The organism is Mycolicibacterium aichiense (assembly GCF_010726245.1).
Taxonomy (GTDB): Bacteria; Actinomycetota; Actinomycetes; order Mycobacteriales; family Mycobacteriaceae; genus Mycobacterium; species Mycobacterium aichiense.
This window is the reverse complement of the sequence record NZ_AP022561.1, coordinates 4814059-4834165: the sequence shown is the minus strand read 5'-3', so window position 1 is coordinate 4834165 and position 20107 is coordinate 4814059. Positions and strand designations below refer to the sequence as shown.

19 protein-coding genes and 1 pseudogene are annotated in these 20107 nt (G+C 64.8%); 11 read left to right on the top strand and 9 right to left on the bottom strand.

Features of this window, described 5'->3' with window-relative positions; genetic code table 11:
• Window positions 1-19: 19 nt before the first annotated feature.
• On the bottom strand, window positions 20-475 hold the full coding sequence (locus G6N32_RS23360; RefSeq protein WP_115318704.1) for a DUF5994 family protein: 456 nt from the start codon (window positions 473-475) through the stop codon (window positions 20-22).
• Window positions 476-867: 392 nt separating this feature from the next.
• Between G6N32_RS23360 and G6N32_RS23355 the strand changes: the two genes are divergently transcribed.
• The 4 genes from G6N32_RS23355 (at window position 868) to G6N32_RS23340 (ending at window position 5467) form a co-directional block, all read left to right on the top strand.
• Window positions 868-2049 carry a glycosyltransferase gene (locus G6N32_RS23355; protein WP_410432241.1) on the top strand — a complete coding sequence of 394 codons (1182 nt, stop codon included), beginning with the start codon at window positions 868-870 and terminating at the stop codon, window positions 2047-2049.
• Window positions 2046-3065: a glycosyltransferase gene (locus G6N32_RS23350; RefSeq protein ID WP_115318705.1), complete on the top strand. Its 1020-nt coding sequence runs from the start codon at window positions 2046-2048 to the stop codon at window positions 3063-3065. The genes G6N32_RS23355 and G6N32_RS23350 overlap by 4 nt, the downstream gene beginning before the upstream one ends.
• A complete protein-coding gene (locus G6N32_RS23345; RefSeq protein ID WP_115318706.1) occupies window positions 3062-4543 on the top strand; it encodes a glycoside hydrolase family 130 protein in 1482 nt (493 codons plus the stop codon). The genes G6N32_RS23350 and G6N32_RS23345 overlap by 4 nt, the downstream gene beginning before the upstream one ends.
• 120 nt (window positions 4544-4663) lie before the next feature.
• Window positions 4664-5467 (top strand): transglutaminase-like domain-containing protein, encoded by an 804-nt coding sequence (locus tag G6N32_RS23340; RefSeq protein ID WP_170310643.1) that lies wholly within the window; start codon window positions 4664-4666, stop codon window positions 5465-5467.
• Window positions 5468-5577: 110 nt separating this feature from the next.
• Here the strand turns inward: G6N32_RS23340 and G6N32_RS23335 are convergent, their stop codons facing one another.
• Both G6N32_RS23335 and G6N32_RS23330 read right to left on the bottom strand, forming a co-directional pair.
• Window positions 5578-6741 (bottom strand): N(5)-(carboxyethyl)ornithine synthase, encoded by a 1164-nt coding sequence (locus G6N32_RS23335; protein WP_115318707.1) that lies wholly within the window; start codon window positions 6739-6741, stop codon window positions 5578-5580.
• 84 nt (window positions 6742-6825) lie between these two features.
• Window positions 6826-7005, bottom strand: coding sequence for a hypothetical protein (locus G6N32_RS23330; protein WP_115318708.1), 180 nt, complete (start codon window positions 7003-7005; stop codon window positions 6826-6828).
• A 155-nt stretch (window positions 7006-7160) separates the two neighbouring features.
• On the opposite strand from G6N32_RS23330, the gene G6N32_RS23325 reads away from it, so the two are divergent.
• On the top strand, window positions 7161-7763 hold the full coding sequence (locus G6N32_RS23325; RefSeq protein ID WP_115319080.1) for a TetR/AcrR family transcriptional regulator: 603 nt from the start codon (window positions 7161-7163) through the stop codon (window positions 7761-7763).
• A 68-nt stretch (window positions 7764-7831) separates the two neighbouring features.
• On the opposite strand, the gene G6N32_RS23320 is transcribed toward G6N32_RS23325, so the two are convergent.
• On the bottom strand, window positions 7832-8035 hold the full coding sequence (locus tag G6N32_RS23320) for a cold-shock protein (RefSeq protein ID WP_071947580.1): 204 nt from the start codon (window positions 8033-8035) through the stop codon (window positions 7832-7834).
• Between the two features lie 76 nt (window positions 8036-8111).
• Window positions 8112-9494, bottom strand: a complete 1383-nt coding sequence (locus tag G6N32_RS23315) for a DEAD/DEAH box helicase (protein ID WP_115318709.1) — start codon at window positions 9492-9494, stop codon at window positions 8112-8114.
• A 266-nt stretch (window positions 9495-9760) separates the two neighbouring features.
• Here G6N32_RS23315 and G6N32_RS23310 point away from each other — a divergent pair, with 266 nt between their 5' ends.
• The gene (locus G6N32_RS23310; protein ID WP_115318710.1) at window positions 9761-11011 is read left to right on the top strand and encodes a KasA/KasB family beta-ketoacyl-ACP synthase; all 1251 of its coding nucleotides are present in this window, start codon (window positions 9761-9763) and stop codon (window positions 11009-11011) included.
• On the opposite strand, the gene G6N32_RS23305 is transcribed toward G6N32_RS23310, so the two are convergent.
• Window positions 11012-11896: a cyclopropane mycolic acid synthase family methyltransferase gene (locus G6N32_RS23305; RefSeq protein WP_163789413.1), complete on the bottom strand. Its 885-nt coding sequence runs from the start codon at window positions 11894-11896 to the stop codon at window positions 11012-11014. It lies immediately after the preceding gene.
• Window positions 11897-11960: 64 nt separating this feature from the next.
• Window positions 11961-12890: a cyclopropane mycolic acid synthase family methyltransferase gene (locus G6N32_RS23300; RefSeq protein ID WP_115319082.1), complete on the bottom strand. Its 930-nt coding sequence runs from the start codon at window positions 12888-12890 to the stop codon at window positions 11961-11963.
• A 107-nt stretch (window positions 12891-12997) separates the two neighbouring features.
• Between G6N32_RS23300 and G6N32_RS23295 the strand changes: the two genes are divergently transcribed.
• Window positions 12998-13543: a methyltransferase domain-containing protein gene (locus tag G6N32_RS23295; RefSeq protein ID WP_115319083.1), complete on the top strand. Its 546-nt coding sequence runs from the start codon at window positions 12998-13000 to the stop codon at window positions 13541-13543.
• Here the strand turns inward: G6N32_RS23295 and G6N32_RS23290 are convergent.
• Window positions 13540-14409 carry an NYN domain-containing protein gene (locus G6N32_RS23290; RefSeq protein ID WP_115318711.1) on the bottom strand — a complete coding sequence of 290 codons (870 nt, stop codon included), beginning with the start codon at window positions 14407-14409 and terminating at the stop codon, window positions 13540-13542. The genes G6N32_RS23295 and G6N32_RS23290 overlap by 4 nt on opposite strands.
• A gap of 149 nt (window positions 14410-14558) precedes the next feature.
• Here G6N32_RS23290 and G6N32_RS23285 point away from each other — a divergent pair, with 149 nt between their 5' ends.
• Both G6N32_RS23285 and G6N32_RS23280 read left to right on the top strand, forming a co-directional pair.
• A complete protein-coding gene (locus tag G6N32_RS23285; protein WP_163789411.1) occupies window positions 14559-15815 on the top strand; it encodes a L,D-transpeptidase in 1257 nt (418 codons plus the stop codon).
• A 166-nt stretch (window positions 15816-15981) separates the two neighbouring features.
• Window positions 15982-17250: a L,D-transpeptidase gene (locus G6N32_RS23280; RefSeq protein ID WP_115318712.1), complete on the top strand. Its 1269-nt coding sequence runs from the start codon at window positions 15982-15984 to the stop codon at window positions 17248-17250.
• A gap of 4 nt (window positions 17251-17254) precedes the next feature.
• Here the strand turns inward: G6N32_RS23280 and G6N32_RS23275 are convergent, their stop codons facing one another.
• Window positions 17255-17962 carry a hypothetical protein gene (locus tag G6N32_RS23275; RefSeq protein ID WP_115318713.1) on the bottom strand — a complete coding sequence of 236 codons (708 nt, stop codon included), beginning with the start codon at window positions 17960-17962 and terminating at the stop codon, window positions 17255-17257.
• A gap of 144 nt (window positions 17963-18106) precedes the next feature.
• Here G6N32_RS23275 and usfY point away from each other — a divergent pair, with 144 nt between their 5' ends.
• On the top strand, window positions 18107-18415 hold the full coding sequence (gene usfY / locus G6N32_RS23270) for a protein UsfY (protein ID WP_115318714.1): 309 nt from the start codon (window positions 18107-18109) through the stop codon (window positions 18413-18415).
• Between the two features lie 405 nt (window positions 18416-18820).
• A pseudogene (locus tag G6N32_RS29310) lies at window positions 18821-18913 on the top strand (IniB N-terminal domain-containing protein); the annotation flags it as partial.
• Window positions 18914-20107 lie beyond the last annotated feature (1194 nt).

Genomic DNA, 20107 nt, shown 5'->3' with positions numbered 1-20107 from the left:
GGACGGCTCGGACCCGCGCCTAGCCGTCGAGGGCCACAGCCAGCAGTTCATCGCTGGTCGAGGCATTGTCGGGAGCCGCGGCCGTCATCATGACGGCGTGCGCCCGATCGGCATCTGTTCCCACAGGTACGACGAGCAGGACAAGCTTCCCGCCGCCAAGCCCCTGAACTTCAACTGTGTTGCTCGGTTGGCGGTGGTAGCCGTCGAGTCGGACAGTTCGGCCGCCGATCAGTATCTTGCCGCGGGCCTTCACCCACTCCGTCATTTTGTAGAGGACATAGCTGATCGGGCCGAGGCGAATCGACAACACCGCGAGCAGGTCGGGGACTTCGGCCTCGAGGTCTTCGCTGTGCGGCCACCACGCCCCGTCAACGCGACCGGTCTGGGGGCCCTTCGGCTTCAGTCGTAAGCGCGGTGTCGCCTGTGGTGGCGGCTCTTTCCAGCCAACTGACGGGCGTACTTCTGGTTGCGTCATCGGACGCTCCTGTCTGCGGCAATGAAACCCACCAAGATGGGCGGCGGTGACCCGAGGGGTGACCGCGTCCGAAGCATCGCCGTACATGAAGCCTACTCGCATCGGTACCGACATCCGTGCTGACCGGCAAAACCTGGCGATCGGTTGGAAACTGTTCATTATCAACGGAAATCGATGAGGAGCCTGGCGATGCGGCGGCAGGATGAGTGACGTTTGGTGCGCTGTCCGATTCTCGCGCCGGCCGTCGTTGGAGCTCACTGCCTGGTCGTGGGGTGTAGTGTGGGTGGTGTTGGGAATTCAGCCAGTCCGGAATGACTCAGCCGTCCGCCGCTGACTCGTCGAGCATTCGCTCATGCCGGGCACGTCGGTGACAACCGCAAGACGGGATCACCTTGAACTTTCAATCTGTCTTTCCAACAAATACGTCCAGTTCCGTTAGCCGCCAGGGCTTTTCCCGGATCCCACGGGTCGGAATACTGAGCACATATCCGCCGACATTGTGCGGATTGGCCACGTTCAGCGCGGCGCTGGCCGACGGGCTTCGCGACAACGGTGCCGCAGTCGACGTGGTTCGGATCGCCGATGGGCCGCCAAGCGGCGACGTCCAGGTCATCGGAGAATTGATCAACGGTGTACCGGCGTCGGTATCCGCAGGCGTACAGCTGCTGAACAGATCTGACGTTGTGGTCATACAGCACGAGTACGGGATCTACGGCGGAGCCGACGGCGACGAGGTCGTCGACATCATCCGTGCGATGCAGGTTCCGACAGTCGTTGTTGCTCACACGGTGCTCAAACAGCCTACGCCGCGACAACGTTGGGTACTGGAATCGATAGTGGCGCAAGCCGATCAGGTTGTCGTGATGACCAACGCTGCGCGCGAACGTCTTTGCCTGGGTTACGAAGTCGACAGCCGAAAGATCATCACGATTCCGCACGGAGCTACCGTCGGCGCCAGGGCTGACGTCAAACGTTCGGGTCGTCCCACGCTCTTGACCTGGGGCCTGCTTGGGCCGGGCAAGGGCATCGAGCGAGTCATCGATGCCATGGCCGCGCTCAGCGAACTCCCCGGGCGGCCCGTCTATCTGATCGCCGGCCGCACGCACCCGAAGGTGCTCGCCGCGGATGGCGACGCCTACCTTGATGCTCTGCGGGAACGTGCCAACAGCCGCGGCGTCGCGGACTCGGTGAAGTTCGACTGCTCCTACCGGGACAACAAGGCGCTTGGCGCCATGATTCAGTCAGCGGCGGCGGTGGTCTTGCCATACGACTCCACCGAACAAGTCACCTCGGGCGTACTGGTTGACGCTATCGCCAACGGACGTCCCGTCGTGGCGACCGCGTTCCCTCATGCGGCCGAATTGCTCGGCGACGGCACCGGAATCGTCGTGCCGCACGGCGACACGGATGCACTCACATCCGCCCTGCTCTCAGTGCTGACGCAACCCCGGTTGGCTGGACAGATGGCGGCAAGGGCGCGCCTGTTGGCCCCGACGATGGCCTGGCCAGTGGTTGCCAAAGACTATTTGGTTCTGGCTCAACGTCTCTGCTCCCGAAGGTCGGCACTCGTATGAGCGAGATAGCGATTCCGAAGTTCGATCAACTACTTCGGATGACGGACCATCGCGGGACCTTTGAGCATGCGTGTTTTGACGAACCGCGGCCCGAGCACGGCTATTGCACTGACGACATGGCCCGCGTGCTCGTCGTCGCGGCCCGTGAGCCCGGCGCCTCCGGTGAGGTCAATCGCCTCGCCGGCGTTGCCGTGCGGTTCCTCAATGACGCCCAAGCCCTCGGTGGTGCCTGCCGGAACCGAATGGATGCTGCCGGTAAGTGGTTGGACGAACCGAGCCTGGACGACTGTTGGGGCAGATGCATCTGGGGCCTCGGTACAGCAGTAGCGCACAGCGACGTCGTATGGGTGCGCAAGTCAGCGCTCGTCCAGTTCGAACGTGCCGCCCAAGGACGGTCGAAATGGCCGCGCGCGATGGCATACGCCGCTTTGGGTGCCGTTGAAGTTCTCACGGTCCATCCTGACCATCGCGCTGCCCGCAAACTGGTCACCGATTACGCGGTCTCGATAGCCAAGCCGAACGGCAATCCTGACTGGCCGTGGCCCGAGCCGCGTCTCCGCTACGCCAATGCTGTTCTGGCCGAAGCGATCATCGGTGTGGGTGTGGCGCTGGAGGCACCGAAACTGTGGCAGCAGGGACTCGACCTGTTGGCCTGGCTTGTGGACATCGAAACCCTCAATGGGCACCTGTCGCCCACTCCGGTCGCAGGACGGGGCCCTGGCGACCCCCAACCGGCTTTCGATCAGCAGCCGATCGAGGTCGCAGCTCTGGCCGACGCCTGCGCTCGCGCCGCTGCCGTCGACGCCGCCGCACAGTGGAACGACGGTGTGCGAAATGCTGTGTCGTGGTTCACCGGCGCCAATGACGCCGGCCAGCTGATGTGGGATCCGGCCACCGGCGGTGGATACGACGGGCTACTGGCCGACGGGGTAAACCTCAATCAAGGCGCTGAGTCGACGTTGGCAATGATCTCGACGATGCAGCACGGCCGGCGAATATCGTTGCTGCAGAGATGACGTCGATGGAAGTTGATCTCGCCAAGCGTGTCCCACTGCGGCTGACGCTTGACAGGTCACGAGTCGTCACCCGGCTCTTCGTGCCTGGCCAGGAAGGCTTCGAGCAGCAGGATTCGCGGGCAGGTGCGGTGCTCGCGCGCATCCTCGCGCTGGGTGAAGACGATGTTATGCGCTCGCTGGATGACGTGATCAGCCGGTTCGACAGCCGGCATCGCGATCTGGGCGGCACGTTCCGGCGGCACGCCCGCGAACTCGCTGACCGGCTGCGGCCAGATGCGCGAGTGTCCGATGCCCGGATGCTGTTACTGGGCGCCACCTTCACCAGCGAGTACGCGATCGAGGGCGCGGCGCTGTGCAATCCCAGCATTGTCGCGCACCCTGACCAGACCGGGACGACTGCGGGTGAACTACGGATTGTGTTGAGTGTCCGCGGTATTGGTGAAGGCCATCGGTCCTCGATCGGGTTTCGGACCGGTGCGGTCGATGCATCGGGGTGTCCTCGCATTGACCCTCTGGGTGCGTTCGCCACGGTCGGCGCGACGGCGGCGGGCGGTTTGGACGCCGCGGTCTTCCGCAGCGAGCTTCACCGACTCGACGATGACGGGGAAGCAGCCAACTACGTCCTCGAACCACTCGGTGAGTGCTTTAGCCGTAGCGACCTCGAGGAGCGGCTGGTCCAACTGCAGTCCCACTCGAGCACTCGTGGACGTGTGCTCGAGACAATCTCCGACATCCGCGCGATCGCGGACAGGAGCTACGCTGTCGAATTCCCCGACCAGGTACCGCTTTCCGAACGTGTGTTGTGGCCTGCGATGAATGCCGAATCGGTCGGGATGGAGGACGCGCGTTTCGTGCGCTTCGTCGACGACGACGGCTCTGTGACCTTCTACGCCACCTACACCGCTTACAGCGGTTCGCACATCAGCCAACAGCTGTTGGAGACGGCTGACTTCCGGTCATTCACCTCGAAGCCCATGGTTGGGCGCGCTGCGGCCAACAAGGGTCTGGCATTGTTTCCGCGTCGCATCAACGGTCGGTACGCCGGGTTGTCGAGGGCGGATCGAGAGTCGAACTCAATCGCGTATTCGGATCACCCATTTGTGTGGACGGACTCGCGCCCGTGCCAGCGTTCGGTCGAGGCCTGGGAAGTGTTGCAACTGGGCAACTGTGGTTCACCGATCGAGACCGATGCCGGATGGTTGGTGCTCACCCATGGGGTCGGCCCGATGCGCACCTACCGGATGGGTGCTCTGTTGCTCGACCTCGACGACCCGACGAAAGTGATCGGCCGGCTGCGCGAGCCGCTGCTGAGTCCCGCCCCGGACGAGCAGGACGGTTACGTCCCCAACGTGGTCTATTCGTGCGGCGCACTCGTTCACGCCGACACCTTGGTGCTGCCCTACGGAATTGGGGACGCCTCGATCGGATTTGCGACCGTCGCGATGCCCGACCTGATGTCGGCGCTCGGGGTGCGCTGAGGTGCGGGCGGATCTCGAACGGCCTCTCTCGGGGTGCCGCAACACGAAGAACAACAGCTCGCGCACGGTCAGCGGGACGGATATGAGCGCAGAGCGGCCGGGCAGGGCATCGTGGTCGTGATGAAGCGAGAGGTGGCCGCCCACCTCGAGGTGGAGATCACCGGTCCGACGGCTCTGGAGTTCCAAATCGCCGTCGCGCCGCACCCGGGAGCCGAAGTATCCGAGGCGTTGTCCTTCATCCTGGACGGGCTCCCCGTCGCAGCGGCGGAGATCAGCGGTGAGCACGGCAACCGAATCCACAAGCTCGACGTTCCGGTGGGAACGCTGAGCGTCGCCTATGAGGCAACCATCAGCGGCCAAACCAAGCCGGCTCCGGTGACCGACTACGACGTGTCAAAGTACCTGCGCCCCAGTAGGTATGCGGAGGCTGATAAGTTCTATGGCTTCGCCGCAACGGAGTTCGGTAACTATCTCGACTCGGAATCGCTGTTGGAGCATGTGGCGTCGTGGGTGGGAAACAGACTGAACTACGTGCCTGGCTCCAGCGACCCGATCGATGGAGCTGTGGACACATTGCTGGCGGGCGCGGGGGTGTGTCGTGACTTCGCGCACCTGGTCGTCGCTCTGCTACGGGCGGTCAACGTGCCCGCCCGAGTGGTCTCGGTGTACGCGCCGGGTCTGTACCCCATGGACTTTCACGCTGTCGCCGAGGCGTATGTGAGAGGACAGTGGTGGGTTGTCGACGGAACGCTCTTGGCGCCGCGGCAAACCCTGGTGCGGATTGCCACCGGCCGTGACGCGGCGGACATTGCCTTCCTGGACAACCACAACGGCGCGATCACGCTGAACAGCCTTGAGGTCATGGCGATCGTCGATGGCGACCTGCCCAGAGACTCTCTCGACCAACTGGTGTCGATCCAGTGAGCCGAGCGGCCAAGCATGCCCGATCCGGACCCGTTCAACGTCAACCTGAACCCATTGAGATGGCCCGGCCCAGCTGAACTTTGGCGCCGTTGGCCTCGAGCCGCACTGGATTACGTCGCTACCCGGTGCGGGTAGTCCTCCGCTCGACGCTGGAACGACAAGATGGTGGGGTTGCGGACAACACCGTCGCGAATCTCTACAGCTCGGGAGATCGTCGTGCTGCTGTCCCAGGCGTCCGGTCCGGCCAGGACCGTCGCGATGTGCGGCAGCAACGCCTCGCTGATTTCCCACGTCGCCGAATTCCACAGGTACGACGGGCTGTGGTCGACGGCGTAGTAGTGCACGCCGGAACCCACGGTGATGACCGGGTCGGTGAACGACGTCGGCCGAGCCCAGCTGAAGCCCATCCCGGTATCGCAGGAGACGTCGACGATCAGGCTGCCGGGAGCGAACGCCTCGAGTTCGTCGGCGGTCACGAAGATCAGCGGCGCCTCGGGATCCTGAAGGACGCAGTTGACGACGATGTCGTTATCGGCCAGCAGCGTCGCTGCCGGCGCAGGACCGTCGGGGGTGTCCACCCAAGTGCGCGCGGCGTCGTCAGAGTCCTGCCACATCTTGAAGATCTGGGTCGAGTGAATGGGCGAGGCTACCGCGGCCGCGTCGCGGTTGGTGAGCACCCGCACGTCGTCGACGCCGTGCGCATTGAGCGCGGTGACCGCTCCACGAGCGGTGGCACCGAATCCGATCACTGCAGCCCGCAACCGTCGGCCATAACTGCCGGTGACGCCGGCCAACTGCATCGCATGGAGGACGGAGCAATAACCGGCGAGTTCATTGTTCTTGTGGAATACGTGGAGTGCGAAGGAACCATCGGCGTGCCAATGGTTCATCGCCTCGAAGGCGATGATCGTCAACCGCCGGTCGATGGCGGCCTGCGTCAAGGCAGCGTCCTGGACACAGTGCGGCCATCCCCAGACCACTTGTCCGACGTTCATCTCCGCGAGGTCTTCGGCCTGGACCTTGGGCAGCAGGATGACGTCACACTCGGCGATCAACTGAGCACGCGGCTTGATCCCGGCGACCAGCCCGGCCAGAGCTTCGTCAGTGACGCCGAAATGCTCGCCGAAGCCATGCTCGAGAAACATCCGCTGTCGCAACGCGGCGTCGATTCTGTCGATATGCGCGGGATGGATGGGCAGCCGAAGCTCGTTCTCCTTGCGCGACCGAGCGAGCACACCCAGTGAAAGTTGAGATTGCTCAGAGCTTTTCGGCATGCAATGGGCCTCTGTTCCCGAGGGTGGCGCGTTGACGGCGTGGCTGCGGAGCCGACTGGCCACGGCACACAACCATAGCTCACCTCAGAGGCGGTACATCTCCCGTGACATCCTTGAGTGCTCCACGAAGCCGGCGCGCGGCGGTGCGGAGTTGAGGTTCTTACCCCGTGGTTCCTGCTCGGCGAATACGGGCGCACGCAACCATGCGGCGACCCGGCTCAGGAAGCGTCCCGGCGACAGTCCGCCGGCTCCGATAGCGACCATCACGGTCCTCCGTTCGATCAACCCCTTCGCGCTAGACTAGATCGTCTAGTCTGTCTGGTCTAGACGATGTGGTCTAGGCCACATCGTCTAATCGCAGTCAGAAGCGACCTATAGTGGGGAAAGCCCAGTTCACCGACGGTTCGAAGGCGGTTCGAATGACGACGCAGCAGGAAGCGGCGCTCTCGCACAAGGAGCGGCTGTTTCGCGCTGGCGCGAAGTTGTTCTATGAAAACGGCTTCCATGGAACCACGATCGACTCCGTCCTCGCGGAGGCCGGCGTGCCGAAGGGCTCGTTCTACCACCACTTCGGATCCAAAGATGCATTCGGCCAAGCCGTCTTGAACCGATACATGGGGTTCCAGGGTGAACTGGTCGCCACCTGGGCGGCCAGAACCGACCTGTCGACCGCCGACAAGGTAACCGGGTACTACCGCGACATGTCCCAGGTCTTCGTCAAGTCAGGTTTTCAGACGGCCTGCCTGACCGGGAAATTCTCCACCGAGGTGGCCGCCACCTCCGACGTCTTCCGTCCGCAGCTTGCCGACCAGATTGAGGGGTGGAAGGTGCGGCTCTCATCACTGTTCGCGTCGGGCCAGGAGCGCGGCGACGTTCGCACCGACCGCGCCGCGGAAGATCTCGCCGATGTGGTGCTCGCGCTCATCCAGGGTTCGTTTGTACTGACCTTGTCGACCCGCGACGAGCACACGCTCACGGCAGTGTGCGACGCGATCCGGCAACTCATCGAGCCGCTGACCTGAGCCTGCCAAAAGCGAAGGGCTGGTACGGCATTGCCGTACCAGCCCTTGCTTGTGGTATGAGGTCCGAGTCAGACCGCGGAAACCCGCGTCGCCTGGGGGCCCTTGGGTCCCTGTCCGACCTCGAACTGGACACGCTGGTTCTCCTCGAGCGACTTGTAGCCGCTGCCCTGGATCTCCGAGTAGTGCACGAACAGATCCTGCTCGCCACTGTCAGGAGCGATGAAGCCGAAGCCCTTTTCGCCGTTGAACCATTTCACAGTTCCCTGTGCCATCTATTTCTTCTTCTCTCATTCAGATGGATGCCGAAGGCATCCCTTGCTCGTCCCGGCGGGCCCGCCGGAACGAAATCTAGTTGGTGCCAACCGCTGAGCGCGGCCGACGGGCACGACGGCGGCCGGGCTGGCCGCCACCGTGAGACTGGTTGCTGCCGGGCTGGCCATTACGAGACTGGCCACCACGAGACTGGCCGGACTGGCCGCCTCGAGCCTGGCCGCCACGGCCGCGGCCCGGTGTGGACGCGCGGCGAGGCGCAGCAGGCGCCGGCGCGGGCGGCGGCGCCTGGTATGCGGCGACCTCGCCGACCAACGCCTGCACGGGCTCGGAATCTGCCGAAACCTGTTGCGGGGTGGCCTTGATGCCGGCCTTGCGCAGCAGGGCCTGGGTGTCGCGGCGCTGCTCGGGCAGCACCACAGTGACCACGTCGCCGGTGCGTCCGGCTCGCGCGGTACGACCCGAGCGATGTAGGTATGCCTTGTGTTCGGCGGGCGGGTCGATGTGGACGACCAGCTCGACGTCGTCGACGTGGACACCGCGGGCGGCGATGTCGGTCGCGACCAGAACCCGGGCCGTCCCGGCGGCGAACGCCGCCAGGTTGCGGTCGCGGGCAGGCTGAGAAAGGTTGCCGTGCAGATCAACTGACGGGATACCGGCCTGGGTGAGCTGCTTGGCCAGCTTGCGGGCGTGATGTTTGGTGCGCAGGAACAGGATTCGGCGTCCGGTGCCCGAGGCCAGGGCGTGCACCAAGTCCTTCTTGGCATCGACGCCGGCCACGTGGAACACGTGGTGGGTCATCGCGTCGACCGGCGACGTGTCCGAGTCGACCGAGTGCGACACCTGGTCGCGCAGGAACCGGGCCACCAGCTTGTCGACGCCGTTGTCCAGGGTCGCCGAGAACAGCAGGCGCTGCCCGCCGGCCGGGGTGGCAGCGAGGATTCGGGTCACGCCGGGCAGGAAGCCCAGGTCGGCCATGTGGTCGGCCTCGTCGATCACGGTGATCTCGACGGCGTCGAGCGTGATCAGGCGCTGGCGCATCAGGTCTTCCAGACGCCCAGGGCAGGCGACGACGATGTCGACGCCGGCCTGCAGAGCCTTGACCTGCTTATTCTGCGGAACGCCACCGAAGATGGTGGTGACCCGCAGACCGGCAGCCTCAGCCAGCGGCTGCAGCGCCGCGGTGATCTGGGTGGCCAGCTCGCGAGTGGGCGCCAGGACCAGGCCCGAGGGTCGGGATGAGCGACGGGTGGTGTCAGCCAGCCGGCTGACCAGCGGAATGGAGAACGCCAGCGTCTTGCCGCTGCCGGTCTTGCCCCGACCGAGCACGTCGCGGCCGGCCAGAGTGTCCGGCAGGGTCGAGACCTGGATCGGGAAGGGATGGGTGATGCCGCCGTCGGACAGTGCGCGCACCAATGAGGGGCGCACGCCGAGATCGGCGAACGTCAATTCGGGATTCATGAAGCCTTTCGGGCATCGATACATGGCGAGATTGCCGGAGGGCAAAATCGATCGCCGCGAGACTGTGTGCTTGGTGGCACTGATCAGCTGAACTCGGCTTCCGCAGAGCGGTTGTGCCGGTGAAGTGAAGGTGTTCCACGACGTGCTGGCAGCCGTTTCGAGCAGCCAACGTTGTTGCAAGCATATCAGCTTGACGCCGGTATATATTCCCGGAGTAGCGGGTATCCCTCGCGTCACCTTGGACGCGACCGAAGGGGTCAGCGGTTATGACAGCGTTGCGGACCGGCGACGGACTCGCCGATGTGGTGGTCACGGCAGTGGCCTCGACGACTGCTCTGGCAGCGGACGCCGAAGAAACCTGGCAGCAATTGCTCGAGGGCGCCAGTGGCATCCGCCAGCTCGACAAGTGGTTCATCCATGAATACGACTCGCCGGTGCGGATCGGCGGAGCGCTGCGCGAAGACTTCGACGAACACCTCAACCGTGTCGAGCTTCGCCGGCTGTCCTATCTGGGCAAGATGTCGACCGTGGTGGGCCGCAGGCTCTGGGCGGCCGCCGGCTCACCCGAGGTCGACACCAGTCGGCTGCTGGTCTCGATCGGCACGGCCCTGGCGAACACCGAAGAAATCGCGGAAGGCGCCGTCGACTGGCACGCCCGCGGTCTGAGGGCGATGTCACCGCTGGCGGTCCAGATGCACATGCCGAATGCGCCGGCCGCCGCGGTGGGGTTGGAACGCAAGGCAAGAGCCGGTGTGATTGCGCCGTTGATGGGCGATGCGTCCGGTGCGGGCGCGATCGCGCAGGCCTGGCGGCACATCGTGTTGGGGGAGGCCGATGTCGCGATCTGCGGCGCAGTCGAGACCCAGATCGAGGCGGTGCCGGTGGCCGCCTTCCACGAGCTCGGCCTGCTGTCCACCAACAACGACGATCCGGCCGGCGCGTGCCGCCCCTTCGACCGGCATCGCGATGGGATGGTGCTCGGTGAGGGCGCCGCCATGTTGCTCATCGAAACCGAAGAGCATGCCAAGGCCCGCGGCGCGCCGATCCTGGCCCGTCTCCTGGGCGCTTCGACGAATTCCGACGCCTACGACCTACTCGAACCGGACCCGACCGGAGAGACGGCCGCTGCCGCGATCTCTCACGCGATCGACCTGGCCGGGCTGCAGCCATCCGACATCGACCACGTCAACGCCCACGCCACCGGAACGACGTCCGGCGACCTCGCCGAGGCCCGCGCGATCCGGCGCGCCTTCGGCGGTCACACGCCCGCGGTCTACGCACCCAAGGCGGCGCTCGGCCACTCGCTGGGTGCCGCGGGTGCGATCGAGGCGGTGCTCACGGTGCAGGCGCTGCGCGACGGTGTCGTGCCGGCCACCCGCAACCTGAAGGACCTCGATCCCGAGATCGACCTCGACGTGGTGGTCGACCGGCCCCGCAGGGCTGACTACCGCTATGCCGTCAGCACCACGATGGGCATGGGTGGCTACAACGTGGTGCTGACGTTCGGTGCCGCCTGATCAGCGCTTGACCAAGGTGAACTGTCCGACCTCGGACACGCCCCGGCGGAAGAAGTCCGAGCAGCCGACGAGGTAGCGCATGTAGCGGTCGTACACCTCGACCGACGTCACCTCGACGGCCCGATCCCGCGCAGCCTCCAGCCGCTCCGACCAGATGTCGAGGGTGCGCACGTAGTGCGGCGTCAGGTATTGAAGCTCTTCCACCGCGAAGCCGGCCTTCTCCGAGAACTCGACGACGTCCTCATCGCAGGGCACCGCGCCGCCCGGGAAGATCTCTTTGGAGATGAACCGCATGAACTTCAGATCCGACATCACGATCGGGATGCCGAGTTCCGGCCAGCGTTTCAGCGGGTGGCCCATGATCGTCTGCAAGACCATTCGCCCGTCGTCGGGCATCACGCGGTGGCAGGTGTCGAAGAACGCGGCATAACGATCCTTCGGGAACGCCTCGAACGCTTCGATGCTGACGATCCGATCGACCGGCTCGTCGAACTCTTCCCAGCCGCGCAGCTGAATTTGCCGAGACCGCGTGGTCTCGACGGCATCGAGGACCTCTTGGCCCAGTGCGCGTTGATTTCTGCTCAACGTCAAGCCGAGTGTGTTCACGTCGAATCTTTGCGCTGCGCGCTTCATCACCGAGCCCCAGCCGCAACCGACGTCGAGCAAGGTCATTCCGGGCTGTAAGCCCAACTTGTCCAGCGCCAGATCGATTTTCGCGAGCTGTGCCTCTTCGAGTGAGGAGTCGTCACGCTCGAAGTACGCGCAGCTGTACGTGCGCGACGGATCCTGAAAGAGCGCAAAGAAGTCGTTCGAGAGATCGTAATGCGCCTGGACATCCTCGTAGGCCGGCCGCAGCTTCGTTGAGCCTGAACCACTTTCCGTCATAGTCGGCCTGACCCCCTCTGCTCGAGATGTATACGCCGTCACGACGCCGACTTGTGAAAAAAGGCTAACCGATTGCCTTTTCACACGTGAACTGGCATATGTCGGTGTAGCCGTTGCGAAACAGGTCCGCGCACCCCGTCAGGTACTTGTCGAAGCGCTCGTAGATCTCTTCGGACGTGATCGCAATCGCCTGGTCCTTCTTGGCTTCCAAGTTCGCTGCCCAGGTATCCAGCGTGCGGGCGTAATGGGCTTGCAGGTGCTGCTCGCGGGTCACGTTGTAGCCCGCGGTGACGGCGTGCTGACGGACCATCGAGGCGAGCGGCAACCGGCCACCGGGATAGATCTCGTCCATGATGAACTTGATGAAGCGCACCCGCGACATCGTCAGCGGAAGCTTCTTGGCTTTGATCTCCTCGTCCTCCGGAATGATGATCGTGTGTAGCAGCATCACCCCGTCGTCGGGCATCCAGCTGAAGGTCTTCTTGAAGTAGTCGTCGTACTTGTTGAAGCCGAAATGCTCGAAGGCGCCGATCGACACGATCCGGTCGACCTTCCCGTCGAACTCCTCCCACGGCTGCAGCCGAACCTCCATGCTGCGGGTGGTGTCGATGTTCGGGAACCGGTTCTGCTCGATGTGCTGCTTCTGGTTCTCCGACAACGTGAGACCGATGACGTTCACGTCGTATTTCTCCACGGCGCGCTGAATCGTCGAACCCCAACCGCAGCCGATGTCCAACAGCGTCATGCCCGGCTCCAAGCCGAGCTTGCCCAGCGAGAGGTCGACCTTGGCCATCTGCGCTTCTTCGAGGGTCATGTCGTCGCGCTCGAAGTAGGCACAGCTGTACGTCTGAGTGGGGTCCTGCCACAGCTTGAAGAAGTCGTTGGAAATGTCGTAGTGGAACTGCACTTCCTTCTTGTCCGACCCGCGGGTCTGGGACGCGGACTTCGACAGCCACTGCGATGAGGGAGACGTTGTACGGGGTGTGTCAGTCACAGGCGTTCCGTCCTCAGTGCGGGGGTAGCAATCCGACGCGGTGTACCCATTCAGACTGATCTCAATCATCGCCGTGCGAGGCCATTTCGCCGACTACGGTGGTCGGCGTGGCCGAGGCCGACGGCGTCCGCTGGGACGGCAAATATTCGGGCCGGACAGCCGGGCCGCCGTGTCTGCCCGAGGTGTTCGTGCCCTACTCAGACGAGTTCCCGATCGCGGGCCACGCGGTGGAATTGGCCTGCGGATTCGGGCAGGCGTCCGTCTGGCTGGCTGAGCGCGGCCTGACCGTCGAGGGTGTGGACGTCTCGGCCGTCGCGATCGAGCAAGCCCAAGGCTTGGCCGCCCGCCACGGAGTCAGCAATCGTTGCGCTTTTTCGGTCACCGATCTCGACGACGGACTTCCCCCGGGGCCGCCGGCAGCGGTGATCCTGTGCCACCGGTTCCGCGACCCCACTCTGTATCCGGCGATCGGAGACAGACTCGCGGCAGGCGGACTGCTGGCGATCAGTGTCCTCAGCGAGGTCGGCGCCGAGCGGGGGCCGTTCCGCGCTCGCCGCGGTGAGCTCCGGGACGCGTTCGCCGGATTGCGGTCGCTGGCCGCGGGGGAGGGCGACGGCCAGGCGTGGCTGCTGGCGCGTCGTCCCCGCAGCTAACGCAGTTTGACCATCCGGGTCGTGGAGCTTTCGTCGAGCTCCACGACGTCGGTGCGGGATCGCAGGAAGTCGCTGAACGACTTGAACCCCAACGACTTCTCCGAGAACGACGGGTCCATCCGCTTCATCTGGGCCTTGACCGCAGAGTTGTGCAGCCAGTCGGCGTCGTCCTTGCCCAGACCGATCTGCAGCGCCCGCTGCAACAGCGCGGTGGCCGCGGTCTGCGGATCGGGCGACTCCTTGTCGTTGTCGGCGTCGTTGTCGGCCGCCTTCGCACGCCTGGTCCGCTTCGGTGGTTCCTCGGTTGCCGTCGGCTCCACTTCCGGAACACCGGGCAGGGAGTCGTAGATAACGAAGTCGTCGCAGGCCGCCGCGAGCGCCCGGCTGGACGACCCGGCCACACCGATGCCGACCACATAGCGGCCCAGCCGCTTGCAGCGCTGCGCGAGCGGTATGTAGTCGGAATCGCCGGCGACGATCACCACGTGCGTGAGGTCGGGCAGCCGGAACATGTCTTCGACGGCGTCGACGGCCAACCGGATGTCGGCGGCGTTCTTTCCGTACGCCGCGGCGGGGAACAGCTGCACCAAGTCCACCGCCCGGCCCACCAGCTGCTGCTGGTATTCGGCGTTCACGCCGGCCGACCAGTCGGCATACGCACGCGTCAATACCACCGTCCCGAACGACGATGCGAAGTCCAGGATCGCTCCCACATCAACACGAGCCCGGGCCAGCTTGGCGGCCTCCAACCCCTTGGCCTTGTCGCGCTGAAAAGAGTTGCGGCCGTTGACCTGGTCGTAGCGGGAGATGACGATGTTGTCGAAGTCGAGGTACACCGCAACGCGTGCGGCGCCAGGTTCGGTCATGTGCTCGAGTCTTGTCCATGTTGTGACGCGGCACGCGCCTTTGCCCGAACGTGCAGCCCTGTCGGTGCGTCTATGCTTCAGGGGCCCGGCTGATTCGGGTATCCCGCCAACAGTGGCCAACCTCGTGAATTTCGCATGGAGCAAACAAGTTGACCGTGAGTCGTCGTGCCCGTGGAGCCTGCCTCGGTGTGGTTCTGGCGGTGCTGGCCATGCTCGGCGGAGTCGTCGTCACCTCCGCGCCCCATTGCCCCGAGCACTGCCGCACTGAGGCCGCCGCCCTCACTCCTCAGCCGGCGCCGTCGAAGGATCCTGCCGCGGTCACTCTCACACCGGCCGACGGCGCCACCGACGTCGACCCGCTCGGTGGGATCACCGTCGTCGCCAACACCGGCATGCTGACCCACGTCACGATGGTCAACGACGCTGACAAGCCGATCCCGGGTGTCGTCACGCCGGACTTCAAGACCTGGAAGCCGACCGTGCCGCTGGGCTACGGGCGCTCCTACACCCTCACCGTCGAGGCGCGTGGCCCCGGCGGGGTGCCGTCCACGATGTCGTCGACGTTCCAGACGCTGGTGCCCAGCGATCAGACCCAGGTGTCCTTCACCGCGGCGGGCTGGCAGCCGATCGACGGTGCCCGGCTGGGAATCGGCACCGTCGTCGTCGCGCACTTCGGTGAACCCATCAGCGACCGGGCCGCCGCCGAGCGTCATATGTCGGTCACCACCAACCCGCCGGTGCGCGGATCCTGGTACTGGATGGACGACCAAACAGCCCACTGGCGTCCCGAAAAGTATTACGCCCCAGGCACTTCGGTGACTGTGCGGGCCAACATCTACGGGGTGCCCCTCGGTGACGGCCTTTATGGCGAACAGGACTCCTCCGCGACATTCACCATCGGCGATTCGCACGTGTCCGTCGCGGACGACACGACCAAGCAGGTCAGCGTCTTCGACAACGGCAAGCTGGTGCGCACCATGCCGACGTCGATGGGCCGCGGCGGCACCGAGACGATCGGCGGGCAGACCCTGTCGTTCTGGACCCCGCCCGGTGTCTACACCGTGATGGACAAGGCCAACCCGGTGATCATGGATTCGTCCACCTATGGGTTGCCGATCAACTCGCGGCTGGGCTATCGCGAAACAATCCCGTACGCCACTCGGATCAGCCCGGACGGCATCTATCTGCATCAGCTGAACGCAACCGTGTGGGCGCAGGGCAACACCGACACCTCGCATGGTTGCCTGAACCTCAGCGGGGAGAACGCCGCCTGGTTCTATGACTTCTCCGTGCCCGGTGACGTGGTGGAAGTGAAGAACACCGGCGGCCCGCCCCTTCAGCTGACCCAGAACGGCGACTGGACAGTGCCATGGAGCGAGTGGCTCAAAGGCAGTGCACTGCACTGAGTTGGTATCGGGAGAATTAAATTTCGCTAATGAATGGATGTTTGCTGCAGGTGGTCGCCGAGTCGGCGCTCGTCGGGTGACGATCCAGGCCTGCGGACGTCTATGATCTCAGGCGTCAAAGGTGACGCCGGCAACACATCGTCGACCTGTTCTGGAGTGATTTTCGGTGGTCTTTTCCCGTCCCGCGCGCACGGCCGGCCTGGTGGTGGGGGTGTTGCTTCTCGCTGTTCTGGTGAGCGACGTCGCGGGGCTGCCGGGATGCCAGGGGGTGTGCAAGACCGCCACCGCGACCGCCCAGGTGCAGTTGCCGCCGGCACCCCCGAAGCCACCGATGCTCGGTATCTCGCCGGCGAACGGTTCGACCGAGCTGAGCCCGCTGAGCCGGGTCTCGGCTCAGGTGGTCGGCGGCAGCTTGACCAATGTGTCTTTGGTCGACGACTACGGCAACACTCTGACCGGTGCTCTGTCGCCCGACGGCACGTCGTGGCAGCCGGCCCAGCCGCTGAAGTACGGGCGCACCTACACAATGCAGGTCGCCAGCCAGGGGACCAGCGGCGTGCCGTTGACGCGGACGACCAAGTTCTCCACCGCCTCACCCGACTACCTCACCCACGTCTACCTCGAGACTCCGGGCGGGCTGCCGATCCACGACGACATCCGTTACGGCATCGGCACGATCATCGCCGCCCGCTTCGATGAGGACATCTCCGATAAGGCGGCCGCCGAACGCAACCTGGTGGTGACCACCAACCCGCCGGTGCAGGGATCCTGGTACTGGGTCGACGACAGAACCGCCCACTGGCGTCCGGCCAAGTACTACGCACCGGGCACGACCGTGTCAGTGGCCGCCAACATCTTCGGGGTGCGCGTCGGCGACGGGATGTACGGCGAGGAAAACGAGAAGGCCACCTTCACCATCGGCGACGCGCACGTCTCGATCGCTGACGACACCACCAAGACGGTCAGTGTGTTCGACAACGGCAAACTGGTCCGGTCGATGCCCACGTCGATGGGGCAAGGCGGCTATCAAACCATTGCGGGACGGACGTTTTCGTTCTGGACGCCACCCGGGGTGTACACCGTGATCGACAAAGCCGAATCGGTGACGATGGACTCGTCGACCTACGGTCTACCGGTGGCCTCGTCGATGGGCTACAAGGTGAAGATCCCGTATGCCACCCGGATCAGCACCGACGGCATCTATCTGCATCAGCTCAACGACACCACGTGGGCACAGGGCAATACCAACGTGTCGCACGGCTGTCTGAATCTCAACGGCTCGAACGCTTCGTGGTTCTTCAATTTCTCGCAGCCCGGTGACGTGGTGGAGGTCAAGAACACCGGTGGTCCGAAGCTCGAGATTTGGCAGAACGGTGACTGGTCGCTGCCGTGGGGCGAATGGTTGAAAGGCAGTGCGCTGACGCCGAAGCCGTAGGGTTTCAGGGCTTCTTGCCGCCTCGGGCCGAGCCGGCGCTTCCGCTGCGCTTCTTGTCGGTAGGCGTCTTGTGCGCGCTTGGCGCCGCGCGATGGGCTTTCGGTGCACGAACCGCGGTGATGGCCGCCCCGGCGGTGCGTCGAGAGCCGGCCAGTCCGGGGCCAGCCGCCTTGCGGGCTGGCCGAGCGGCGGTCGACTGTTCAGCGGTCGAAGACGAAACAGTCTGGGTCGGTACTGCTTTCGCTGTGAGAGCTAACAGTGGGGATCCCAAGAACAACGGGGCAGCGACGAAGAACGCGGCGCTCGCCTGGAGGATGAACACTGGATCGAGGGTGATCGACTGCATGCTGACGCCGCGCACCAACACGTTGAACAACACCCCCGCAGTGAAGCTCAGCGGAAGGGTTACAGGGAACGCCGTATACCAGGCGGCTCCGATCGCGATCAGGCCGATCGTCGCCACCACTTCCTGTGGAGTTGGTATCCCGACGGGAGGTAGTGCGACCGCAGCCCGGCTGCGGTCGGACGTTGCGCTGGCCGCGGTGGTCAGTGCTGCAGCGGTGAGATCGACCGCAACGGTTTGTCGGTGGAGTGCGGGCGTGGCGTGCGAGACCGCCGGGTCTGTGGTGGTCGGCGCGAAGACCAGACCAGTCGCGATGATGACAGCAACGGCAAGGCGCAGGACGTTGGCCGTGCGATTTGGCTTACGCATTCGATACCCCCCCGGGACGATCGACTTACGAGCAGCGTATCTGACGCTCGGGTCAGTTTTCGGTATTCGCGGAGCCCGCCTCGGGTGTGTCGCACGTCACAGAGGCGTAGCGTTGAAGGCGTCTCTGGAAGGAAGGGAGACGCGATGAAGGGTGCATATCGCGATCCGGTGGATCACTCCCGAACGACCCAGCCGCACGCCGGCGAATCGTTCATCGACACGCTCTGGCTTCCCGGCCTGTTCCTCATCGCGCTCGGCGTGATGGGGCTGGTCGGAGTCATCGCTGCGCTGGCCTACAACCATCACGAGCTGCTCTTGATGCTGGGCTCGATTGCCGCGGGGCTGCTGATCCTCGGGGCGCTGCTGATCATGGCCGAGCATCACCGGGTGGTGCGCGTCGAGCGTCGTTGGCTGGCGGAGCATCCCGGCCACGCGTATCGCCACGGCGCCTAGCCGGGTCGATTCTCCCGCACCCGGATCGGCCCGGGTGCGGCTTACGGATGCGCCCGCGAAATATGGGTTCACGTGCAGATTCGCACGCTTTCCATTTGCTGATAATTACCCCGATGTCAATAACCCGGTAACGGTTGTGAATCAGTTCACAGTCTGCTCTTGCTCATGATTAGGGCCTTGAACAGTATTTATACCGATCCGACTGACAGGGTTCTACGAAGTCGCCATGGAAGCCCTAGTGATCCCCTAACCCCCTAACGGGGGTTGCTGGGATATCCCGGTACACCCCGTATCGGGTAGGGGACCGCGCCCCATTTCGGGGTGCGCGTCATCTCCATACCGTGGCTAGTAATCACCGGGCGGGGCCGGCGATCGAGCTTTCCAAGCACTAGGAAGGAACGTCCAATGGACTCCCTGCTTCAATTCATCCTTGACCTGTTCAACAACGAGTCTGCAGCGCAGTCGTATGTGGCCGACCCGAATGCGGCACTGGCCAATGCCGGGCTGGCCAACGTCAGCCCTGAGCAGATTCAGTCGGTCGCTGCGTCCGCAGTCCCCGGCCTCCAGCTCGTCGGTGCGGACCCGGTGTCCGGTCTGGCGCAGGCTCTTTCCAATCAGTACGGCTTCGCGCCGGTCGAAGGCCTCCTTTCGGCCCCCGGGGCGGCTGCCGGAGTCGTCGCCGACCAGGCACTGAATCTTGGAGTCGACGGTGGCTCGAATCTGGCCGCCGCGGTCGGCGACGGACTCGGGGTCGGCCTGGGTGAAAGCCTCGGCGCCGGCCTTGGTGCCGCGCTCGGTGGCGGCGTCGAGACCGGCCTCGGCCTCGGTGGAGCAGTCGGTGGCGGCGTGGAATCCGGTCTCGGCCTCGGCCTCGGTACCGGGCTGGGTGGCGGATTCAACACCGGCGGAGGTTTGCAGACCGGGCTGGGCGCGGGAATCGGTGCCGGCTTCCAAGCCGGACTGAACGTCGAGGTCGAGGCGGGCTTCAACGCGGGCCTCGGTGCTGCGGTTGGCGGCGGTTCCGAAATTGGTGGCCAGACTGGGGTTGGTCTGGGCAGCGGTTTCGGGACTGGCTTCGGTGCCGGTGGTGGCGCAGAACTCGGCGGTGGCTTCCACACCGGCCTCGGAGCTGAACTTGGTGGCGGTTTCAACACCGGCGCAGAGATCGGTGGCGGTGCGGAACTCGGCGGCCAGACGGGCGTCGGCCTGGGTACGGGATTTGGAACCGGCTTCGGTGCCGGTGGTGGCGCTGAACTCGGTGGCGGTTTCAATGCCGGCCTGGGTGGCGGCTTTGAGGGTGGCACTGAGATCGGTGGTCACTCGGGCGTCGGCCTGGGCACGGGCTTTGGTGCCGGTGTTGGTGCCGGTGGCGGTGTCGAGGGTGGTGCTGAACTTGGTGGCGGTTTCAATGCCGGCCTGGGTGGCGGCTTTGAGGGTGGCACTGAGTTCGGTGGTCACTCGGGCGTCGGCCTGGGCACGGGCTTTGGTGCCGGTGTTGGTGCCGGTGGCGGTGTCGAGGGTGGTGCTGAGCTGGGTGGTGGTTTCAATGCCGGCCTGGGTGGCGGCTTTGAGGGTGGCACTGAGTTCGGTGGTCACTCGGGTGTCGGTTTGGGCACGGGCTTTGGTGCCGGTGGCGGTGTCGAGGGTGGTGCTGAACTTGGTGGCGGTTTCAATGCCGGCCTGGGCGGCGGC

What these genes read in the sequence shown, in the direction of transcription:
- G6N32_RS23330 (WP_115318708.1), bottom strand. Translation starts at nt 7,005, where the DNA reads ATGGTCGCTATCGGAGCCGGCGGACTGTCGCCGGGACGCTTCCTGAGC.
- G6N32_RS23315 (WP_115318709.1), bottom strand. Translation starts at nt 9,494, where the DNA reads ATGAATCCCGAATTGACGTTCGCCGATCTCGGCGTGCGCCCCTCATTG.
- G6N32_RS23310 (WP_115318710.1), top strand. Translation starts at nt 9,761, where the DNA reads ATGACAGCGTTGCGGACCGGCGACGGACTCGCCGATGTGGTGGTCACG.
- G6N32_RS23325 (WP_115319080.1), top strand. Translation starts at nt 7,161, where the DNA reads ATGACGACGCAGCAGGAAGCGGCGCTCTCGCACAAGGAGCGGCTGTTT.
- usfY (WP_115318714.1), top strand. Translation starts at nt 18,107, where the DNA reads ATGAAGGGTGCATATCGCGATCCGGTGGATCACTCCCGAACGACCCAG.
- G6N32_RS23320 (WP_071947580.1), bottom strand. Translation starts at nt 8,035, where the DNA reads ATGGCACAGGGAACTGTGAAATGGTTCAACGGCGAAAAGGGCTTCGGC.
- G6N32_RS23335 (WP_115318707.1), bottom strand. Translation starts at nt 6,741, where the DNA reads ATGCCGAAAAGCTCTGAGCAATCTCAACTTTCACTGGGTGTGCTCGCT.
- G6N32_RS23275 (WP_115318713.1), bottom strand. Translation starts at nt 17,962, where the DNA reads ATGCGTAAGCCAAATCGCACGGCCAACGTCCTGCGCCTTGCCGTTGCT.
- G6N32_RS23290 (WP_115318711.1), bottom strand. Translation starts at nt 14,409, where the DNA reads ATGACCGAACCTGGCGCCGCACGCGTTGCGGTGTACCTCGACTTCGAC.
- G6N32_RS23340 (WP_170310643.1), top strand. Translation starts at nt 4,664, where the DNA reads ATGAAGCGAGAGGTGGCCGCCCACCTCGAGGTGGAGATCACCGGTCCG.
- G6N32_RS23350 (WP_115318705.1), top strand. Translation starts at nt 2,046, where the DNA reads ATGAGCGAGATAGCGATTCCGAAGTTCGATCAACTACTTCGGATGACG.
- G6N32_RS23305 (WP_163789413.1), bottom strand. Translation starts at nt 11,896, where the DNA reads ATGACGGAAAGTGGTTCAGGCTCAACGAAGCTGCGGCCGGCCTACGAG.
- G6N32_RS23360 (WP_115318704.1), bottom strand. Translation starts at nt 475, where the DNA reads ATGACGCAACCAGAAGTACGCCCGTCAGTTGGCTGGAAAGAGCCGCCA.
- G6N32_RS23345 (WP_115318706.1), top strand. Translation starts at nt 3,062, where the DNA reads ATGACGTCGATGGAAGTTGATCTCGCCAAGCGTGTCCCACTGCGGCTG.